We start from the raw sequence: 14,805 nt of genomic DNA, 5'->3' as shown, positions 1-14,805 counted from the left end.
AACTCATTACGGGAGCCCACGATGAACAGACACTGGAGAAGTTCGCTTGTGAAGGCCGCGCTGACGCTCGCAGCATTCGGCGCAGCCTTGACGGGATCGTCGCATGCCGCGGAGCCGCAAAGCTGCACGCAGGTCCGCATGGCCGATCCCGGCTGGACCGACATCGACGCGACGAACGCCGTGGCAGGCGTACTGCTCAAGGCGCTGGGCTATCAGCAGAACGTGTCGAATCTATCCGTGCCGATTACATATCAAGGCTTGAAGAAAGGGCAGATCGACGTGTTTCTCGGCAACTGGATGCCCGCGCAAGGTCCGCTTGTGAAGCCGTTCATCGACGACCATTCGATCGATGTGCTGCACGCCAATCTGGTCAACGCGAAGTTCACACTGGCCGTACCGGATTATGTCGCGGCAGCGGGCGTGCATTCGTTCGCCGATCTCATCAAGCATGCCGATCAGTTCAACGGAAAGATCTATGGTATCGAGCCGGGCGCGCCGGCAAATCAGAACATCAAGAAGATGATCGCCGACAAGGCATTTGGACTCGGCGACTGGAAGATTGTCGAATCGAGCGAAACGGGCATGCTCACGCAGGTCGAGCGCGCGGTACGCGACAAGCAGTGGATCGTCTTCCTCGCGTGGGAGCCGCATGTGATGAACACGAAGTTCCATTTGACCTATCTGTCAGGCGGCGATGCGTATTTCGGCCCGAACTACGGCGGCGCGACGGTGAATACGGTCACTCGCGCGGGCTTTGCGGGGCAGTGCACGAATCTCGCGAAGCTCTTCCAGCAGATGACCTTCAACGTCGACATGGAAAACCAGATCATTTCGAATGTGCTGCAAAACAAGGTCGATGTGAATACGGCAGCGATGAATGCGCTGAAGGGCAACCCCGCATTGTTGAATGCATGGCTCAAAGGCGTGACGACCACGAGCGGCAACGACGGATTGCAGGCCGTGCAGGCACAACTCGGCATTCACTAAAGCGGCATTATCGGCACTCCAATAGAGGCGCGCAGTTCTGCAATGGGACGCGCGCTTTTGTTTTATCGCACATGTCGCTGCCAGACCAAAGTGTGTCGCGTTTGGTCGAGTTGCTCGAAATATGGATTTGTACTGTGCCTTGATCGTCGTGCAGTGTGCACACGACGCGGAGTTCGCTTCGCATTCCTATACCCCGATATCCTCATAGCCAGGCAAGAGAGAACGACACAATGAAAAAGCTGAATGCCGCAGCACTGACAGGCGTCGCGTTCGCGCTCGCCGGAGTTTCGAATGCGAGTCACGCACAAAGCAGCGTCACGTTGTATGGGATCATCGATGCGGGCATCACGTACGTGAACAACACAGGCGGCTCGCACGTCGTCAAGTTCGACGATGGCGTTTCGTATGGCAACCGCTTCGGCATCAAAGGTACGGAGGACCTGGGCGGCGGTTTGCAGGCGGTATTCGCACTTGAGAATGGCTTTCACCTCGGCAACGGTCAATTGGGCTTCGGCAGCACGATGTTCGGGCGCCAGGCTTATGTGGGACTCAAGAACCAGTGGGGCACGCTGTCGTTCGGCAATCAGCTGGATATGACGAACGAGATTCTGACCACATACAACATTTCTGGGTGGGCGAGCGGCTATGCAATTCACCAGGGCGACTTCGACCGGTTCAACGGTGACCGTCTGCCCAATTCGGTGAAGTTCCTGTCGAATGAATTCGCGGGCTTCATTTTTGGCGGCATGTACTCGTTCGGCAATGTCGCGGGCAATTTCCATCAGGACAGCGCATGGAGCGTCGGCGCGCACTATGCGAATGGCTCCTTTACGGTCGGCACTGCTTATACGCAGCTGAATAATCCGCACGGCATCTATGCGTTCGACCCGTATGCAATGATTGGCGTGCATACGTTTCTGGGCCAGCAGGTGGTCACCGTCGATCCGGCGACAGGTGCGCGAACCGATCTCTTTTCCAGCAATCCCTTCCCCGTCGACAAGCAGGGCACTTTGGGCGTGGGTTCGAGCTATGCGATCGGCAACGTGACGTTGATGGGCAACTTCAGCTACACGACGATCAAGGGACTCGGCGTCACGTCACACATGAAGGTAGCGGAGGGCGGCGCGGACTGGCAGGTCACGCCGGCGTTCAGCGTAATCGGCGGCTATCAATACACGAACTTCGAGGGCCATCACTGGAATCAGGGCTCGCTCGGCGCGCATTACCTGCTGTCGAAGCGGACGGACGTGTATATCTCGGGTGACTATCTGAAGGCTTCGAATGGCGTCGATGCGGTGATCGGCTATAGCTTCACGCCATCGACGACAACAACGCAAGCCGATGTGCGAATCGGCATGAGGCACTCGTTCTGATTTCATTTGCCCGCGACGGCCTTGTGCGGTCTTTTAGTCCGTCGCGGACATACGCCTCGTTCAAGGCAAGGCATTCTCCCGCGTCGTACTCACCACTCCGCCAGCACTGGAACGTATCGGCCTGCGATCGTCGCGCGGGCTTGCTCCAAACCTCGCACGATATGTGCGCGAGAAGTGCGATGGCGATTCGAAGCCACACGCGACACAGATCGCCGTAATCGACATATCCGTTTGCCGCAAAAGCTCTCGCGCGCGATCGAGCCGCAATTGCAGATAGAAATGCGTCGGTGTGTCCTTGAGCGACGAGCAGAAGAGCCGTTCCAGCTGTCTGCGCGTGACGCCGATTTCCTGCGCCAGGTCGGCGGGTGTCAACGGCTCTTCCATATTCTGTTCCATCACGCCGATCACCTGAATCAGCTTGCGGTTGTGCACGCCATAACGCGCGGCAATTTCCATTCGCTGATGATCGGAGCGCTGACGTATGCGGCTCACCACGAACTGCTCGGAGATCGACGAAGCGAGTTCCGCGCCATGACTGCGCGAAATGAGGTCGAGCATCATGTCGATGGATGCCGTGCCGCCCGCGCACGTAATGCGCCGATCGCCGATTTCGAATAGCTCTTCGCTCGCCTCGACGGCGGGATAGCGCTCGCGAAACGCGGAGAGCGCTTCCCAATGCAAGGTCACGCTGTCCGTTGGGCGCAGCAGGCCCGCTTCCGCGAGGATGAACGCGCCTGTGTCGATGCCGCCGAGCGTCGCGTGCGCGCGGTCGAGACGTTTGAGCCAGTCGCCGAGCGCACGGCTATAGCATGCAAGCGGCTCGAAACCCGCGACCACGAAGACCGTTTGCGCGTAGTCGACATTGCCGAACGCGCTTTCCGCATTCAGCGAAATGCCGTTGCTCGCGGCGACGGGCGCGCCGTCAACGCTCAGTATGTGCCAGCGATACAGGTTCTCGCGAAAGCGGTTCGCGACGCGCAAAGGCTCGATGGCCGACATGAAGCCGATGGCTGAAAAGCCCGGCAGCAGCAGGAACGAAATGTCTTCGGGCATCGCTCGATCTTCTCGATCTCAGGTGAAGCGGATTCGTCGAATCGGGCGAGCGTAGCAAGTGCCATGCTATGCGGCAAGCCGCGCCAAAAATCCGCATTGCGATTGCGCGGCGCACAAATGAGCGCCCACCGCGCGCCCAGCAAGTTGCATGCTGGTTTTCCCTCATGGTCGCGCGCAAGCAAGAAGGGGTCGCTGGCGGTCGATTTTGGGGAAATATGGGCCTGTACCTTTGCTTCACACCAGTCGTTTTCGGGTCGTCTCACTACCCGCCCATATCGTGGGCGTTACAGGACACGCTGCGAATCGTGTCGAAGGGGATCGTCATGAAGTTGCGCATCAAAGTCGTTACCGCATGTCTCGCCGGCCTTGTCACGGGCCTTCTTGCGACGCTGTCGCAGCCCGCGCTCGCGCAGGACCCGCCGAGTTGCCGCGCCGTCCATTTCGCCGACATTGGCTGGACCGATATCACATCGACGACGGCGCTCGCGTCGACGGTATTCGAAGGGCTAGGTTATCAGCCCGTGACGACGGTGGCCTCTGTGCCCATCTCCTTTGCCGGATTGAAGAGCAAGCAGCTCGACGTTTCGCTCGGCTACTGGTGGCCCGTGCAGGAAAAGGCAATCGCGCCGTTCGTCGAGTCGAAATCGATCAACGTATTGCAGCCGCCGAATCTGACGGGCGCGAAAGCCACGTTCGCTGTACCGACCTACGAATACGACGCGGGACTCAAGACCTTTGCCGATATCGCAAAGCATCGCGCGGAACTCGACGGCAAGATCTACGGCATCGAGCCGGGCAGCAGCGCGAATGCCGCGATCCAGAAGATGATTGCGACCAATCAGTTCGGGCTCGGTGGCTTCAAGCTTGTCGAATCGAGTGAAGCGGGCATGCTCGTCACCGTCGAACGCGCGGTGCGGGAGAAGAAATGGATCGTCTTTCTCGGCTGGCAGCCGCATCCGATGAACATTCAGATCGACATGAAGTACCTGAGCGGCAGCGAAGGCGTATTCGGCCCCAATGACGGCGAGGCGCGCGTCTACACACTGACGTCGCCCGACTTCCTGACGCGTTGCCCGAACGCCGGAAAGCTCGTCAGCAATCTTCGCTTTACGACGCAAATCGAAAACGTCGTGATGCAGTCGGTGATGAAAAAGGAGAAGCCTTCCGATGTTGCAAAGACCTATCTGAAACAGAACCCGCAATTGCTCGATCAATGGCTGGCTGGCGTAAAGACGTATGACGGCAAGGACGGCTTGCCCGCCGTCAAGGCATATCTCGGTCTTTAAGCCAATGTCTTTAAAGCTCAATTGCTGAAGCTCTGTCTTTAGAGAACAGCAAGTACTTTTTATTCCGACTCTTTAGTTCTAACAGGAATTTGCACGCATGAACCATGAAGTGATCGTGACCTGCGCCGTCACGGGTGCAGGCGATACCGTCGGCAAGCATCCCGCCATTCCCGTCACGCCGAAACAGATCGCCGATGCGGCGATCGAAGCCGCCAAAGCGGGCGCGACGGTCGCGCATTGCCATGTGCGCGATCCGAAAACGGGACGCGGCAGCCGCGACCCGAATCTGTATCGGGAAGTCGTCGACCGCATTCGGTCGGCAAACACGGACGTCATCATCAATCTGACGGCGGGCATGGGCGGCGATCTGGAGATCGGGCCCGGCGAAGATCCGATGCGCTTCGGCGCGAATACCGATCTCGTGGGCGGCCTGACACGTCTTGCGCATGTAGAAGAACTCTTGCCGGAGATCTGCACGCTCGATTGCGGCACGCTCAATTTCGGCGACGGCGACTATATCTACGTATCGACGCCCGCTCAATTGCGTGCGGGCGCAAAGCGCATTCAGGAACTGGGCGTAAAGCCCGAACTGGAGATCTTCGATACGGGCCATTTATGGTTCGCCAGGCAATTGCTCAAGGAAGGGCTGCTCGATGCGCCGCCGCTGTTCCAGTTGTGTCTCGGCATTCCGTGGGGCGCGCCCGCCGATACGGCGACGATGAAAGCGATGGTCGACAACCTGCCGGACGGCGCGCAATGGGCGGGCTTCGGCATCGGGCGCATGCAGATGCCGATGGTCGCGCAGGCGATGCTGCTGGGCGGCCACGTGCGCGTCGGCCTCGAAGACAACATCTGGCTGGACAAGGGTGTTCCCGCGAGCAACGGTTCGCTCGTCACGCGCGCGGTCGAGATCATCGAGCGATTGGGCGGCCGCGCGCTCACGCCCGCCGAAGGGCGCAAGAAGCTCGGCTTGCCGGCGCGCGGCGAACGGCTGCTCGAAAAGCGCGCCGTCGAACAATCCGCGTGAAGTTCAAATAAGGCTTTGCACAATTCCAGAGGATCGTCGGCAATGGCAGTCATCACCAACATCAAGACATTTGCAGCAATCGGCGCCGGCGTGATCGGCAGCGGCTGGGTCGCGCGCGCGCTCGCGCACGGGCTCGACGTAGTTGCGTGGGACCCGGCACCGGGCGCGGAGAAACAGTTGCGCGACAACGTCGCGAACGCATGGCCCGCGCTCGAACGCGTCGGGCTCGCGGAGGGCGCTTCGCAGGATCGCCTGCGTTTCGTGAACACGGTCGAGGCGTGCGTCGCGGATGCCGACTTCATTCAGGAGAGCGCGCCCGAGCGCGAAGAATTGAAGCTCGCGCTGCACGAGCAGATCAGCCGCGCGGCGAAACCCGATGCGATCATCGCGTCGTCGACGTCAGGGCTGTTGCCGACCGACTTCTATGCACGCACATTGCATCCCGAGCGCTGCGTCGTCGGGCATCCGTTCAATCCTGTGTATCTGTTGCCGCTCGTCGAAGTGGTGGGCGGCGAGTGCACGGCGCCTTCGACCATCGATGCTGCGTCGAGCATCTATCGTTCGCTCGGCATGCGGCCGCTGCATGTGCGCAAGGAAGTGCCCGGCTTTATCGCCGACCGTTTGCTCGAAGCGCTATGGCGGGAGGCGCTGCATCTCGTCAACGAAGGCGTCGCGACGACGGGCGAAATCGACGATGCGATCCGCTTTGGCGCGGGCATTCGCTGGTCGTTCATGGGGACCTTCCTCACATACACGCTCGCAGGCGGCGACGCGGGCATGCGCCATTTCATGCAGCAATTCGGGCCCGCACTCGAATTGCCGTGGACCAAGCTCGTCGCGCCGAAGCTGACGGATGGGCTGATCGATCGCGTCGTCGACGGCACGGCGGAGCAGCTGGGTCCGCGCTCGATCAAGCAGCTCGAACGCTATCGCGACGACTGCATCACGAACGTGCTGTCCGCGATTGCCGACGCGAAAGCGCGGCACGGCTTGCATCCCGACGAATAACGTCGCGTAATATGGCTGCACGCGCGGGGCATCGGTGCGAGACGCCCCGCGCGCACGAACATCGTTCAACGCGACGGAGACAATCGCCATGCCGCGACACGCGGAACTGCCTGCGTATCAAGACGTCGTGCGCGCCGAGTGGGTCGACTACAACGGCCATCTGCGCGACGCGTTCTATATGCTGATCTTCAGCTTCGCCACCGATGCGCTGATCGATCAGATCGGCCTCGACGACACCGTGCGCAAGGCGCGCGGTCGCTCGATCTATACGCTCGAAGCGCACATCAGCTATCTGCACGAAATCAAGGAAGGCGCGCAAGTGCGAGTCGAGATGCGCGTGCTCGCACACGACGCAAAGCGCATGCACCTGTACCTCGAAATGTTCGCGGACGACGGCGGCGAACCCGTCGCGGCGGGCGAGCAGATGCTGCTGCACGTCGATACGAGCGGGCCGCGTTCCGCCGTGTTCGATAGCGATGTCGAGGCGCACGTGCGTGCGCTCGTCGATGCGCAAGCCGCGTTGCCCCCTGCGCAATACGCTGGCCGTGTGATCGGTTTGCCCGCGCAGACCCGCAAGTGATGCGTCGGCATTCACAGGCATAATCGGGCAACGCACAAAGGGAGCGCACGTCATGCTCGAACCTGAAATCGTGGCATTCGTCGAACGGACGAAAGCGCTTTATCCGAGCGATCGTTCGGCATCGACGGTCGTCGAGCAGCGCGCGATGTATGAACGTCTCGCCGCTGCCTTCACGCCGCCATTGCCTGAAGGCGTGGGCGTGCACGATGCGCCGTTCACGTCACCCGATGGGCACACGTTCATGCTGCGCCTCTACGCGCCCGCCCAACGCGAGCGGTGCGAGCGATCGCCGGGCACGGTGCTCTATTTTCACGGTGGGGGATTCGTGGTCGGCTCGCTCGCGAGCCACGAATTGATCACGGCGCGCGTCGCGGCGGATACAGGCTTGTGCGTGATCGCCGTCGATTACCGGCTTGCGCCCGAACATCCCGCGCCTGCCGCTCACGACGATTGCCTTGCCGTCACGCGCGCCGCGCTCGTTGGGCGCTTGCCGTTCGGTCCGCTGCCGACGTCGCTGCAACTCGCGGGCGACAGCGCGGGCGCGACGCTCGCGGCGAGTGTCGCGATGCGGTTGCGCGACGAAGGCGTGAAGGGCGTTCGCGGTCTCGCGCTGGTTTATCCGATGCTCGGTGTCGAACCGCAATCGCCCGCGCGCGAGACGGAAGCCGATGCGCCGATGCTCACGCTCGCCGACGTGCGGCGCTACAGCGCGCTGTACTGGGGCGATGAAGCGGGCAACGAAGCGGATAGGGCAGATAGCGGCATCGGCGGCATGCGCGCAAGCGCTTCGGCGCGTATAGCGTGGACGATTCCGCTCGAAGCATCACGCTATGATGGATTGCCGCCGACGCTTGCGATCGGCGTCGAGCACGATCCGTTGCGCGACGATGCGCGCGTGTTCGCCGAACGCATCCGCGCGGCGGGCGGGCAAGCGCATGCCCCTGTCGGCAAGGGCCTTGTGCACGGCTCGTGGCGCGCGCTGGCGACGAGTCCCGGCGTTCGATGGATGCACGGTGAGGTGTGCCGCTTCCTCGCCGACCACGCAGCGGGCTAGCGACTGCAACAACGGCCTGTCGCACGCGATCCTTTTGCGTACGATGCCGCTCATTCTGCCCGGGAATCTTTGCGTTCGATTGTTGCCTGAAACGTCGGTTATGCGGCGAGCGCGTGTTCGAGTTCTTCCGCCGCGAGCGCGTGTTCGAGCACTTCGGCCGCGATCATCGCGGATGCATTGGCGGGAGCCGGGCGCTCGGCCGGCTTGAAGACGGCGTCGCCGCGGCGGATCTTGCGGCGCGATACGGCGCAGGTGCCGGACGAGTGCGCCGAGCGACGGCGCCAGCGCTGCTCGCCATAATGACAGCGGCCCGGTTCGATCCAGCGAATGATTAGCGTTGTGTCAGAGTGCTCGAGTATCTCGATGCGCAACCCGTTGGTGCCCATCAACGGTAAACACTCCAAGGTCGTCATGGTCGGCTCCGTAGTTGTGGTGTTTGCCGAATTTAGTCCCCCGCACGCGTGAGAGCCATTGTGCCGACGTAGAAACACTGTTCCCGATTCCGCAATAATGAGATAGCGGGTATGTACGCGGACGGTAACAGGCCGCTTTGCGGGCGTCTATCGCCATTACATGCAAATCTGCAACGAACTGTTGTATCAGCGGCGGAAAAGGTCGGGATCGCTGGACGGCGTGGATGGGCGCGCACGGCATCCCTTATGATGTGCGCCTTGACAGGCGAGCGGCGCGCCGGAGCCGGGTTCGAGGCAGGTATCCCGCGTGCTCGCTGCCGATGGTCCGTCATCCGGGTCTTTCATCCGGGTCTTTCATCTATTCGCGCTATCTTTGAGCGGGCGGGCCGCTCATGCGGGCAGCCCACGCAGTCCGCTCATTCTACGAGGTCACATGAATCAACGTCCGCCAGATGTCCCATCCGGGGCCGACACGCCCGATCGCCGCAAGATGCAGCGCGTGGCCTCGGCCACGCTGTATGCCGTGATGGTGGTGCTGGCAATCTGGGTGATACGCGACTTCGTGCCTGCGATCGCGTGGGCTTGCGTGATCGCGATTGCGCTGTGGCCGGCATTTCATCGAGTCGAACAACACGACTTCTTCAAGGGACGCACGACGCTGATCGCGACCGTGCTGACCATCGCGATCGGACTGCTGTTTCTGTTGCCCGTCGGGATCGGCATTGCTCAGGCCGCCAACGAAGCGCACGACGTGATCGAGTGGTTGCGCACCGTGCACGAGAACGGCATTCCCGTGCCGGATTTCGTCCAGCATCTGCCGTTCGGTGCGGCGCAGATCGGCGCGTGGTGGGAGGCGAATCTCGCGCAGCCGCTGCGCGACTCGCCCGCAATGAAGGGGCTGCACGGCGATGCCGTCGTGACGTTCGGCCGGCATTTCGGTGCGCGAGCCGCGCATGCGCTGATGCTGTTCGGCTTCATGCTCGTCACGCTGTTCGTGATCTTTCAGGCAGGCCCGAGGCTGTCCGGGTCGCTGATGAAGGGCGTCCAGCGCGCGTTCGGCCACGAAGGCCTGCATCTCGTCGAGCGGATGGCGGCGGCCGTGCGCGGGACGGTGTCGGGGCTCGTCGTGGTCGGCATAGGCGAGGGCGCGCTGCTGTTCGTCGCATACATGTTGACGGGCGTGCCGCACGCAGCGCTGCTCGGATTCGTCACGGCGATCGCCGCGATGCTGCCGTTTTGCGCGCCTGTCGTGTTCTGCGGCGCGGCGCTGTGGCTCTTTATCGTCCAGGGAGCGATCGTCCCTGCGATTGCGCTTGCCGTGTTCGGCTTTATCGTCGTGTTCGTCGCCGAGCATTTCGTGCGCCCCATGCTGATCGGCAATTCGACCCGGCTGCCGTTTCTGCTGGTGCTGTTCGGGATTCTCGGCGGTGCGGAAACCTTCGGCCTGCTGGGTCTGTTCGTCGGCCCCGCGCTGATGACAGTGCTGATGGTGCTGTGGACCGAGTGGATCGAACGCTGATCCACTGATCCCGTTCTGCGCTTTTACGGCGAGTGCTTTCGCGATGCCGCTTCAGCCGGTGACTTGTGTGATTGCCTGATCGGCGTGATCAAGCTGGGCCCGAGCCGCGTAGACGCAAGGTCAGCACGCGAGCGATCGGCGCGGACACTCTGGCGACCGCGAACAGCGAACCGATCGCGACGGTATCCGCGACGAGTCCGAGCGGGACGTTCAGATAGCCGCCCGTGGCGGTGTACAGGAGCGAGTCGACGACCAGCGAGATCACCGTGCCCGCAATGAAGCACAGCAGGCCTTTGCGGCCCACGAGCCCAATCCACGGCAGGCGCTGCGCGATCGCCTTTGCCCAGCCGACGCGCACCATGTTCGCGGCGAGCCACGCGATCGCGAGGAAGTTCACGGCGCGCAGCCACGACAGATTCTGCTTGAGGCTGCCATCGAGCGGCACCGTTTCGACGAACAGCTTGTACCAGGCGACCGTTCCGACCACGGCGCACGCGAGCGCCGTCGCTATCCAGCCATAGCGGTGCGCGCTTGCGCGCTGATAGACGGGCTGCGTCTGCACGATCACACCCAACACGAACATCAACTGCCACGCGAACGGGTTGAAGTCCCATTGCGCGTCTTCGGCGACGGGCAAATGCGGCAGCATCCACGGCGCAATCGACCACACGGCGAGGCTGCCCGCGAGCAGCAGCCAGGGCTTGCTGCGCGCGAGCGGCAAGACGACGGGCACGGCGAACGCGAAGAACGCGTACATCGGCAGAACGGACGCCAGATAAGGCTGACGGCGGAACAGCAGGATGTCGCGCAGCACGGCCGTGGGCGTATCCATCATGTCGTCGAGATCGGTCGTGGCCATGTTGGGCGCGTCGATGCTGAACGCGCTCATCACCGCGCTCACGACGAGCATCAGGACAGCCGTGATCAGAAATGCCCTATACAGCTCGACCGAGCGCCGGAAGAAACGATTGCGCGCGTCGGCTTCCGTGTGGCGCTTCGCCAGCGACGCGTAGGCCGTCGCCGTCGCGAACCCGCCGAGAAAGACGAAGACTTCCGCAGCGTCGCACAGCGCGTACGCATGCAGCGTGGCGCGCGACAGGATGCTGCCGCCGATATGGTCGACGACGATAAACAGAAGAACCAGTCCTCGGAAGAAGTCCAGCTCGATCAGACGGTTTCTTGATGTCTGCATGCGTGTGATGGCAAAGCGCCTCCGCGAAACGGTGCGCGGGCGGCACGCAGCGCAGTTTCGGTGAGGCGGGAAACGGGTGGGGGCGAGTGGCAAGCCTCGTACGTCGTCGCGCGACCAAGGGCCTACGGCGCGACGCGGCTATCCGATGCGTTTGCTCGGGTAATTCTGACAGGTGTCCGCGCAAGCGAAATCGGACCGCTATTATCGCTCAGAGTTCCTCCCGATTGCATTTTCGTTTGAAAGGTGATTGACCGAGATGGGCGGGTGTCTGCGCAGGAAGATGGGTGGTTGGCGAAAACGGTTCGGGTATTGGCAGGACAGGTAAGCCGCGCGCCCTTACGCTTGCCGGTCTTCGAGGTGTGCCGGCCAACCGAATGACAAGGTATCGATTGACCTGCCTCCATGCTCAACAGCATTCGTGGTGAAGTCATCCCATGCGCAGTCTTGATCTTCTATCCGCGTTTGGTCAGATGCGTGCTCGCCGCGTGCCTTACCAACCGTTAGTGATGCTTGTAGCCTGTGGCGCGCTGTCCGCCTGTGCGCTCGCGCCGGGTATGCGAATGGAATCGTCGTTCACGCACGACACGTCGATCAAACCGCAACCGACGGCGGATCTCCATGTTATTGAACTGGACGGTGGCGTCCTCACGGATATGCGCAACGCGGCGAAGCGTCAGGAGTCTGCGCAGGCCGTTGTGCTCGAAGGGCCGCCTCGGGGTTACACCATTGGTGCAGGCGATGTGCTCAACATCGTCGTTTGGGACCACCCCGAATTGGCTGCGGCACAGGGTCCACAGCAGCAGGCCGCCGTCCGGCCGGCCGACCCGGCGCCCGGCTTCGTCGTTGATGAAAAGGGCAATCTGACGTTCCCGTATGCAGGTACCTTGCACGTAGCCGGGTTACCGCCCGAGGCAGCGCAACAGCAGCTCACGCTTTCGCTGTCGCGTTACCTGCGCAAGCCTCAGGTAACCTTAAGAGTCGCATCGTTCCGTTCGCGTCAGGTCTATGTCGATGGACAGGTGCGCAGTCCAGGCGCCGTTCCCGTCAACGACGTGCCGATGACTCTGTATGAGGTTATTAGCCGCGCGGGTGGGTTCAACGATGCCGCCGACCAAAGCCACATCGTCCTGGTTCGCGAGGGCAAGTCGTATCAGCTCAATCTGACGCAGATGTTCGAAAGCGGACAAAGCCCGGCGCGGATCATCCTCAGGGGCGGTGATCTGCTGCGGGTAGAGTCGCGTGAAGAGAATGCAGTGTACGTGATGGGCGAGGTGAACAAACCGCTCAGTGCGATTCCGCGAACGAGTGGTCGTCTCACGCTCGCGGACGCGTTGCTGCAGGCAGGCAGCCTGAACCCGGGCAGTGCGGACGCGGCGCAGATGTATGTCATTCGCGGTTCTTTCAGCGGTGCGCCCCAGGTATTCCATCTGGACAGCACGTCCCCCGTATCGATGCTGCTCGCGAGAGAATTCGACCTGTTGCCGAAGGACGTGGTGTACGTCGACGCGAATGGTCTGGTGCGCACGAGCCGCATCCTCAGTCTGCTGCTGCCCGCGATCAACGCCGGCTTGACAGCTGCGGTGGTGGCCAAGTGATGGGACTGGCCCGTCGCGGTGGCGCGAAGCGCTTTGCGATTGCTGAGGAACGCGCATGATGGATCGCCGCAGACTCCTCACTATGTCCGCAACGGGCGCTTGCCTGGCGGGTCTCTCAACTGCGGCGCGCAGCGCGTCGGCGCCAGTGGCGACGCCGTCCGACCTTTTGGTCACCGTACGGGATTTCGGAGCAAAGGGCGACGGCAAGGCTGACGACACGATGGCCTTGCAGCGCGCGATCGATCACATTCGCGGGCGCGCTGACACGCTCGGCGACACATCATATTTGCCTGGCATTGTTCTTCCCGCCGGCCACTACCGGCTCACTGACACGATCTACACCGCGCCGTGGATCAAGCTGCGAAGCGCCGGCTCTGTGCTGATGGACTTCACGCAGTTGCCCGTCGATCGCGACGGTATTATCTGCCGGAACGAGACGTCGATTCCGGGGGGCATGCTCTGTTTCGCCGGCAATCGCTCACCATTTCTGGACGGGACGGGCGGCACCGTGTCGATCCTCGGGCCAGGCAGTGAGCGCTCGAACGGTTGGGGCATCGTCATCGGCGATAAAAATCCCCATGCACCGGGCGCGGTACGAGATACAGGCGGTTGCTATGTCGTCGTCACCGGATGGCGCGGCGCGCTATGCATCGATCCGGTCCACACGTACCTTGTTGCATGGCGCTCGTGCCGCTTCGAACAGAACCGCGACGCGGCAATATATGTGCGCGGCCGCGCCAGCGCAGCGGTTGACAGCGGCGAGCGGATGGCTTTTCTCGACTGTACGTTCGCTGGTTCCCCGCGTGCCGTGTCGATCGATGCGGATAGCCAGGACTTCGTCTTCGACGCCTGCTCGTTCGATTTCCACGGCGACGTCCTTCACTTTGGCCCGCAAGCTAGCTACGGAACGGTGGCGTTGAGCCATTGCCATATCGAAGGTATTGATGGGCAGCTTGTCAATGCGGTCGAAAGCGGCAAGCGTCTGCGTGTGGCGCTCAATCACTCGATTGTGTTGCCGCGCCCGTGGAAGCACAAGACAATTGAGAATTCGCCCCGGCGGCTCGTATCTGGACGGGTGCGCTTCAGCGCGATCGCCGTTGAACTTCGTTTCGAACATTCACCGGACAAGTTGCACGACCCGCTGATCGGCGACGAGGTCGTCATTGAGAGCCTTGGCGCGCTGAGCTTTCCAGGCGTCGACGCTTTGCCCGCCCGTCAGCTTTGCCTGAACGCTGACGCGCACTTCGCGGCTGACGCGCCTGGCACTTCCGTCGGCACGCTTGCGCATTGGAAAGCACTCGTGCGGAGCGTTGGGCAAGCTTCGACGCATCGCACGGGCGCCTCGCAGGCGCTCGTCATCATGGCGCCGTTAGCGGGCAGCGCGGACTTTGCGCTGACTAGCCGTTCGCCTTTCTCTGTGGAGGTTGGCGCGACGATTGTCGCTTCTTGCGTTGTTGCCGCAAATGGCAAGCCACCGCGAGTGACGATCCAACTCGAATTCTTGACCAGCGACGCACAGCGGCTCGAACTCAAGTCAAGCCAAGGCACGCGCGACGCGCTGCTCCTGTTGCGTGCGACGGTGCCGCCCGGCGCGTCGTACGCGCTATTGCATGCCAGTTTCTCCGACTGGTCGGGCGAACTGCAGGTGCTACGTCTCGCAGCATGGCGGACGACATGACCGCTCGCTGTTCCCTCGAGCCTCAAGGCGGCCGTGCCAG

General features: G+C 62.0%; 13 protein-coding genes. 10 read left to right on the top strand and 3 right to left on the bottom strand.

What is annotated here, in order from left to right:
- The first annotated feature begins 21 nt into the window (after nucleotides 1-21).
- Together AB4Y32_RS08900 and AB4Y32_RS08895 are read left to right on the top strand one after the other, a co-directional pair.
- The gene (locus tag AB4Y32_RS08900) at nucleotides 22-987 is read left to right on the top strand and encodes a choline ABC transporter substrate-binding protein (protein ID WP_368720958.1); all 966 of its coding nucleotides are present in this window, start codon (nucleotides 22-24) and stop codon (nucleotides 985-987) included.
- Between the two features lie 230 nt (nucleotides 988-1,217).
- Complete coding sequence (locus AB4Y32_RS08895) at nucleotides 1,218-2,360, top strand: porin (protein ID WP_368720957.1); 1,143 nt, start codon at nucleotides 1,218-1,220, stop codon at nucleotides 2,358-2,360.
- Between the two features lie 60 nt (nucleotides 2,361-2,420).
- Here the strand turns inward: AB4Y32_RS08895 and AB4Y32_RS08890 are convergent, their stop codons facing one another.
- On the bottom strand, nucleotides 2,421-3,413 hold the full coding sequence (locus tag AB4Y32_RS08890) for a GlxA family transcriptional regulator (protein WP_368720956.1): 993 nt from the start codon (nucleotides 3,411-3,413) through the stop codon (nucleotides 2,421-2,423).
- Nucleotides 3,414-3,736: 323 nt separating this feature from the next.
- Here AB4Y32_RS08890 and AB4Y32_RS08885 point away from each other — a divergent pair, with 323 nt between their 5' ends.
- The 5 genes from AB4Y32_RS08885 (at nucleotide 3,737) to AB4Y32_RS08865 (ending at nucleotide 8,368) form a co-directional block, all read left to right on the top strand.
- Nucleotides 3,737-4,699 (top strand): choline ABC transporter substrate-binding protein, encoded by a 963-nt coding sequence (locus AB4Y32_RS08885; protein WP_368720955.1) that lies wholly within the window; start codon nucleotides 3,737-3,739, stop codon nucleotides 4,697-4,699.
- A gap of 97 nt (nucleotides 4,700-4,796) precedes the next feature.
- Nucleotides 4,797-5,726, top strand: coding sequence for a 3-keto-5-aminohexanoate cleavage protein (locus AB4Y32_RS08880; protein WP_368720954.1), 930 nt, complete (start codon nucleotides 4,797-4,799; stop codon nucleotides 5,724-5,726).
- 42 nt (nucleotides 5,727-5,768) lie between these two features.
- Nucleotides 5,769-6,734 carry an L-carnitine dehydrogenase gene (locus AB4Y32_RS08875; protein WP_368720953.1) on the top strand — a complete coding sequence of 322 codons (966 nt, stop codon included), beginning with the start codon at nucleotides 5,769-5,771 and terminating at the stop codon, nucleotides 6,732-6,734.
- Between the two features lie 88 nt (nucleotides 6,735-6,822).
- Complete coding sequence (locus tag AB4Y32_RS08870) at nucleotides 6,823-7,314, top strand: thioesterase family protein (RefSeq protein ID WP_368720952.1); 492 nt, start codon at nucleotides 6,823-6,825, stop codon at nucleotides 7,312-7,314.
- Nucleotides 7,315-7,366: 52 nt separating this feature from the next.
- Nucleotides 7,367-8,368 carry an alpha/beta hydrolase gene (locus AB4Y32_RS08865; protein WP_368720951.1) on the top strand — a complete coding sequence of 334 codons (1,002 nt, stop codon included), beginning with the start codon at nucleotides 7,367-7,369 and terminating at the stop codon, nucleotides 8,366-8,368.
- Nucleotides 8,369-8,466: 98 nt separating this feature from the next.
- On the opposite strand, the gene AB4Y32_RS08860 is transcribed toward AB4Y32_RS08865, so the two are convergent.
- Nucleotides 8,467-8,781 carry a DUF3331 domain-containing protein gene (locus tag AB4Y32_RS08860; protein ID WP_368720950.1) on the bottom strand — a complete coding sequence of 105 codons (315 nt, stop codon included), beginning with the start codon at nucleotides 8,779-8,781 and terminating at the stop codon, nucleotides 8,467-8,469.
- A 433-nt stretch (nucleotides 8,782-9,214) separates the two neighbouring features.
- Here AB4Y32_RS08860 and AB4Y32_RS08855 point away from each other — a divergent pair, with 433 nt between their 5' ends.
- Nucleotides 9,215-10,300 carry an AI-2E family transporter gene (locus AB4Y32_RS08855; protein ID WP_368720949.1) on the top strand — a complete coding sequence of 362 codons (1,086 nt, stop codon included), beginning with the start codon at nucleotides 9,215-9,217 and terminating at the stop codon, nucleotides 10,298-10,300.
- 88 nt (nucleotides 10,301-10,388) lie between these two features.
- Here the strand turns inward: AB4Y32_RS08855 and AB4Y32_RS08850 are convergent, their stop codons facing one another.
- Complete coding sequence (locus tag AB4Y32_RS08850) at nucleotides 10,389-11,492, bottom strand: OpgC domain-containing protein (protein WP_368720948.1); 1,104 nt, start codon at nucleotides 11,490-11,492, stop codon at nucleotides 10,389-10,391.
- 434 nt (nucleotides 11,493-11,926) lie between these two features.
- On the opposite strand from AB4Y32_RS08850, the gene AB4Y32_RS08845 reads away from it, so the two are divergent.
- Both AB4Y32_RS08845 and AB4Y32_RS08840 read left to right on the top strand, forming a co-directional pair.
- Nucleotides 11,927-13,087 carry a polysaccharide biosynthesis/export family protein gene (locus AB4Y32_RS08845; protein ID WP_439899762.1) on the top strand — a complete coding sequence of 387 codons (1,161 nt, stop codon included), beginning with the start codon at nucleotides 11,927-11,929 and terminating at the stop codon, nucleotides 13,085-13,087.
- A gap of 55 nt (nucleotides 13,088-13,142) precedes the next feature.
- Nucleotides 13,143-14,765 (top strand): glycosyl hydrolase family 28-related protein, encoded by a 1,623-nt coding sequence (locus AB4Y32_RS08840; protein WP_368720947.1) that lies wholly within the window; start codon nucleotides 13,143-13,145, stop codon nucleotides 14,763-14,765.
- The last annotated feature ends 40 nt before the right edge of the window (nucleotides 14,766-14,805 follow it).

It is taken from the genome of Paraburkholderia phymatum (assembly GCF_040965635.1).
GTDB classification, from domain to species: Bacteria; Pseudomonadota; Gammaproteobacteria; order Burkholderiales; family Burkholderiaceae; genus Paraburkholderia; species Paraburkholderia phymatum_B.
The sequence above is the reverse complement of the archived record's forward strand: the minus strand, read 5'-3'. Positions and strand labels throughout refer to the sequence as shown.

Excerpts from the sequence above, each read along its gene's own strand:
- AB4Y32_RS08900 (WP_368720958.1), top strand. The coding sequence starts at position 22 with ATGAACAGACACTGGAGAAGTTCGCTTGTGAAGGCCGCGCTGACGCTC.
- AB4Y32_RS08895 (WP_368720957.1), top strand. The coding sequence starts at position 1,218 with ATGAAAAAGCTGAATGCCGCAGCACTGACAGGCGTCGCGTTCGCGCTC.
- AB4Y32_RS08890 (WP_368720956.1), bottom strand. The coding sequence starts at position 3,413 with ATGCCCGAAGACATTTCGTTCCTGCTGCTGCCGGGCTTTTCAGCCATC.
- AB4Y32_RS08885 (WP_368720955.1), top strand. The coding sequence starts at position 3,737 with ATGAAGTTGCGCATCAAAGTCGTTACCGCATGTCTCGCCGGCCTTGTC.
- AB4Y32_RS08880 (WP_368720954.1), top strand. The coding sequence starts at position 4,797 with ATGAACCATGAAGTGATCGTGACCTGCGCCGTCACGGGTGCAGGCGAT.
- AB4Y32_RS08875 (WP_368720953.1), top strand. The coding sequence starts at position 5,769 with ATGGCAGTCATCACCAACATCAAGACATTTGCAGCAATCGGCGCCGGC.
- AB4Y32_RS08870 (WP_368720952.1), top strand. The coding sequence starts at position 6,823 with ATGCCGCGACACGCGGAACTGCCTGCGTATCAAGACGTCGTGCGCGCC.
- AB4Y32_RS08865 (WP_368720951.1), top strand. The coding sequence starts at position 7,367 with ATGCTCGAACCTGAAATCGTGGCATTCGTCGAACGGACGAAAGCGCTT.
- AB4Y32_RS08860 (WP_368720950.1), bottom strand. The coding sequence starts at position 8,781 with ATGACGACCTTGGAGTGTTTACCGTTGATGGGCACCAACGGGTTGCGC.
- AB4Y32_RS08855 (WP_368720949.1), top strand. The coding sequence starts at position 9,215 with ATGAATCAACGTCCGCCAGATGTCCCATCCGGGGCCGACACGCCCGAT.
- AB4Y32_RS08850 (WP_368720948.1), bottom strand. The coding sequence starts at position 11,492 with ATGCAGACATCAAGAAACCGTCTGATCGAGCTGGACTTCTTCCGAGGA.
- AB4Y32_RS08845 (WP_439899762.1), top strand. The coding sequence starts at position 11,927 with ATGCGCAGTCTTGATCTTCTATCCGCGTTTGGTCAGATGCGTGCTCGC.
- AB4Y32_RS08840 (WP_368720947.1), top strand. The coding sequence starts at position 13,143 with ATGATGGATCGCCGCAGACTCCTCACTATGTCCGCAACGGGCGCTTGC.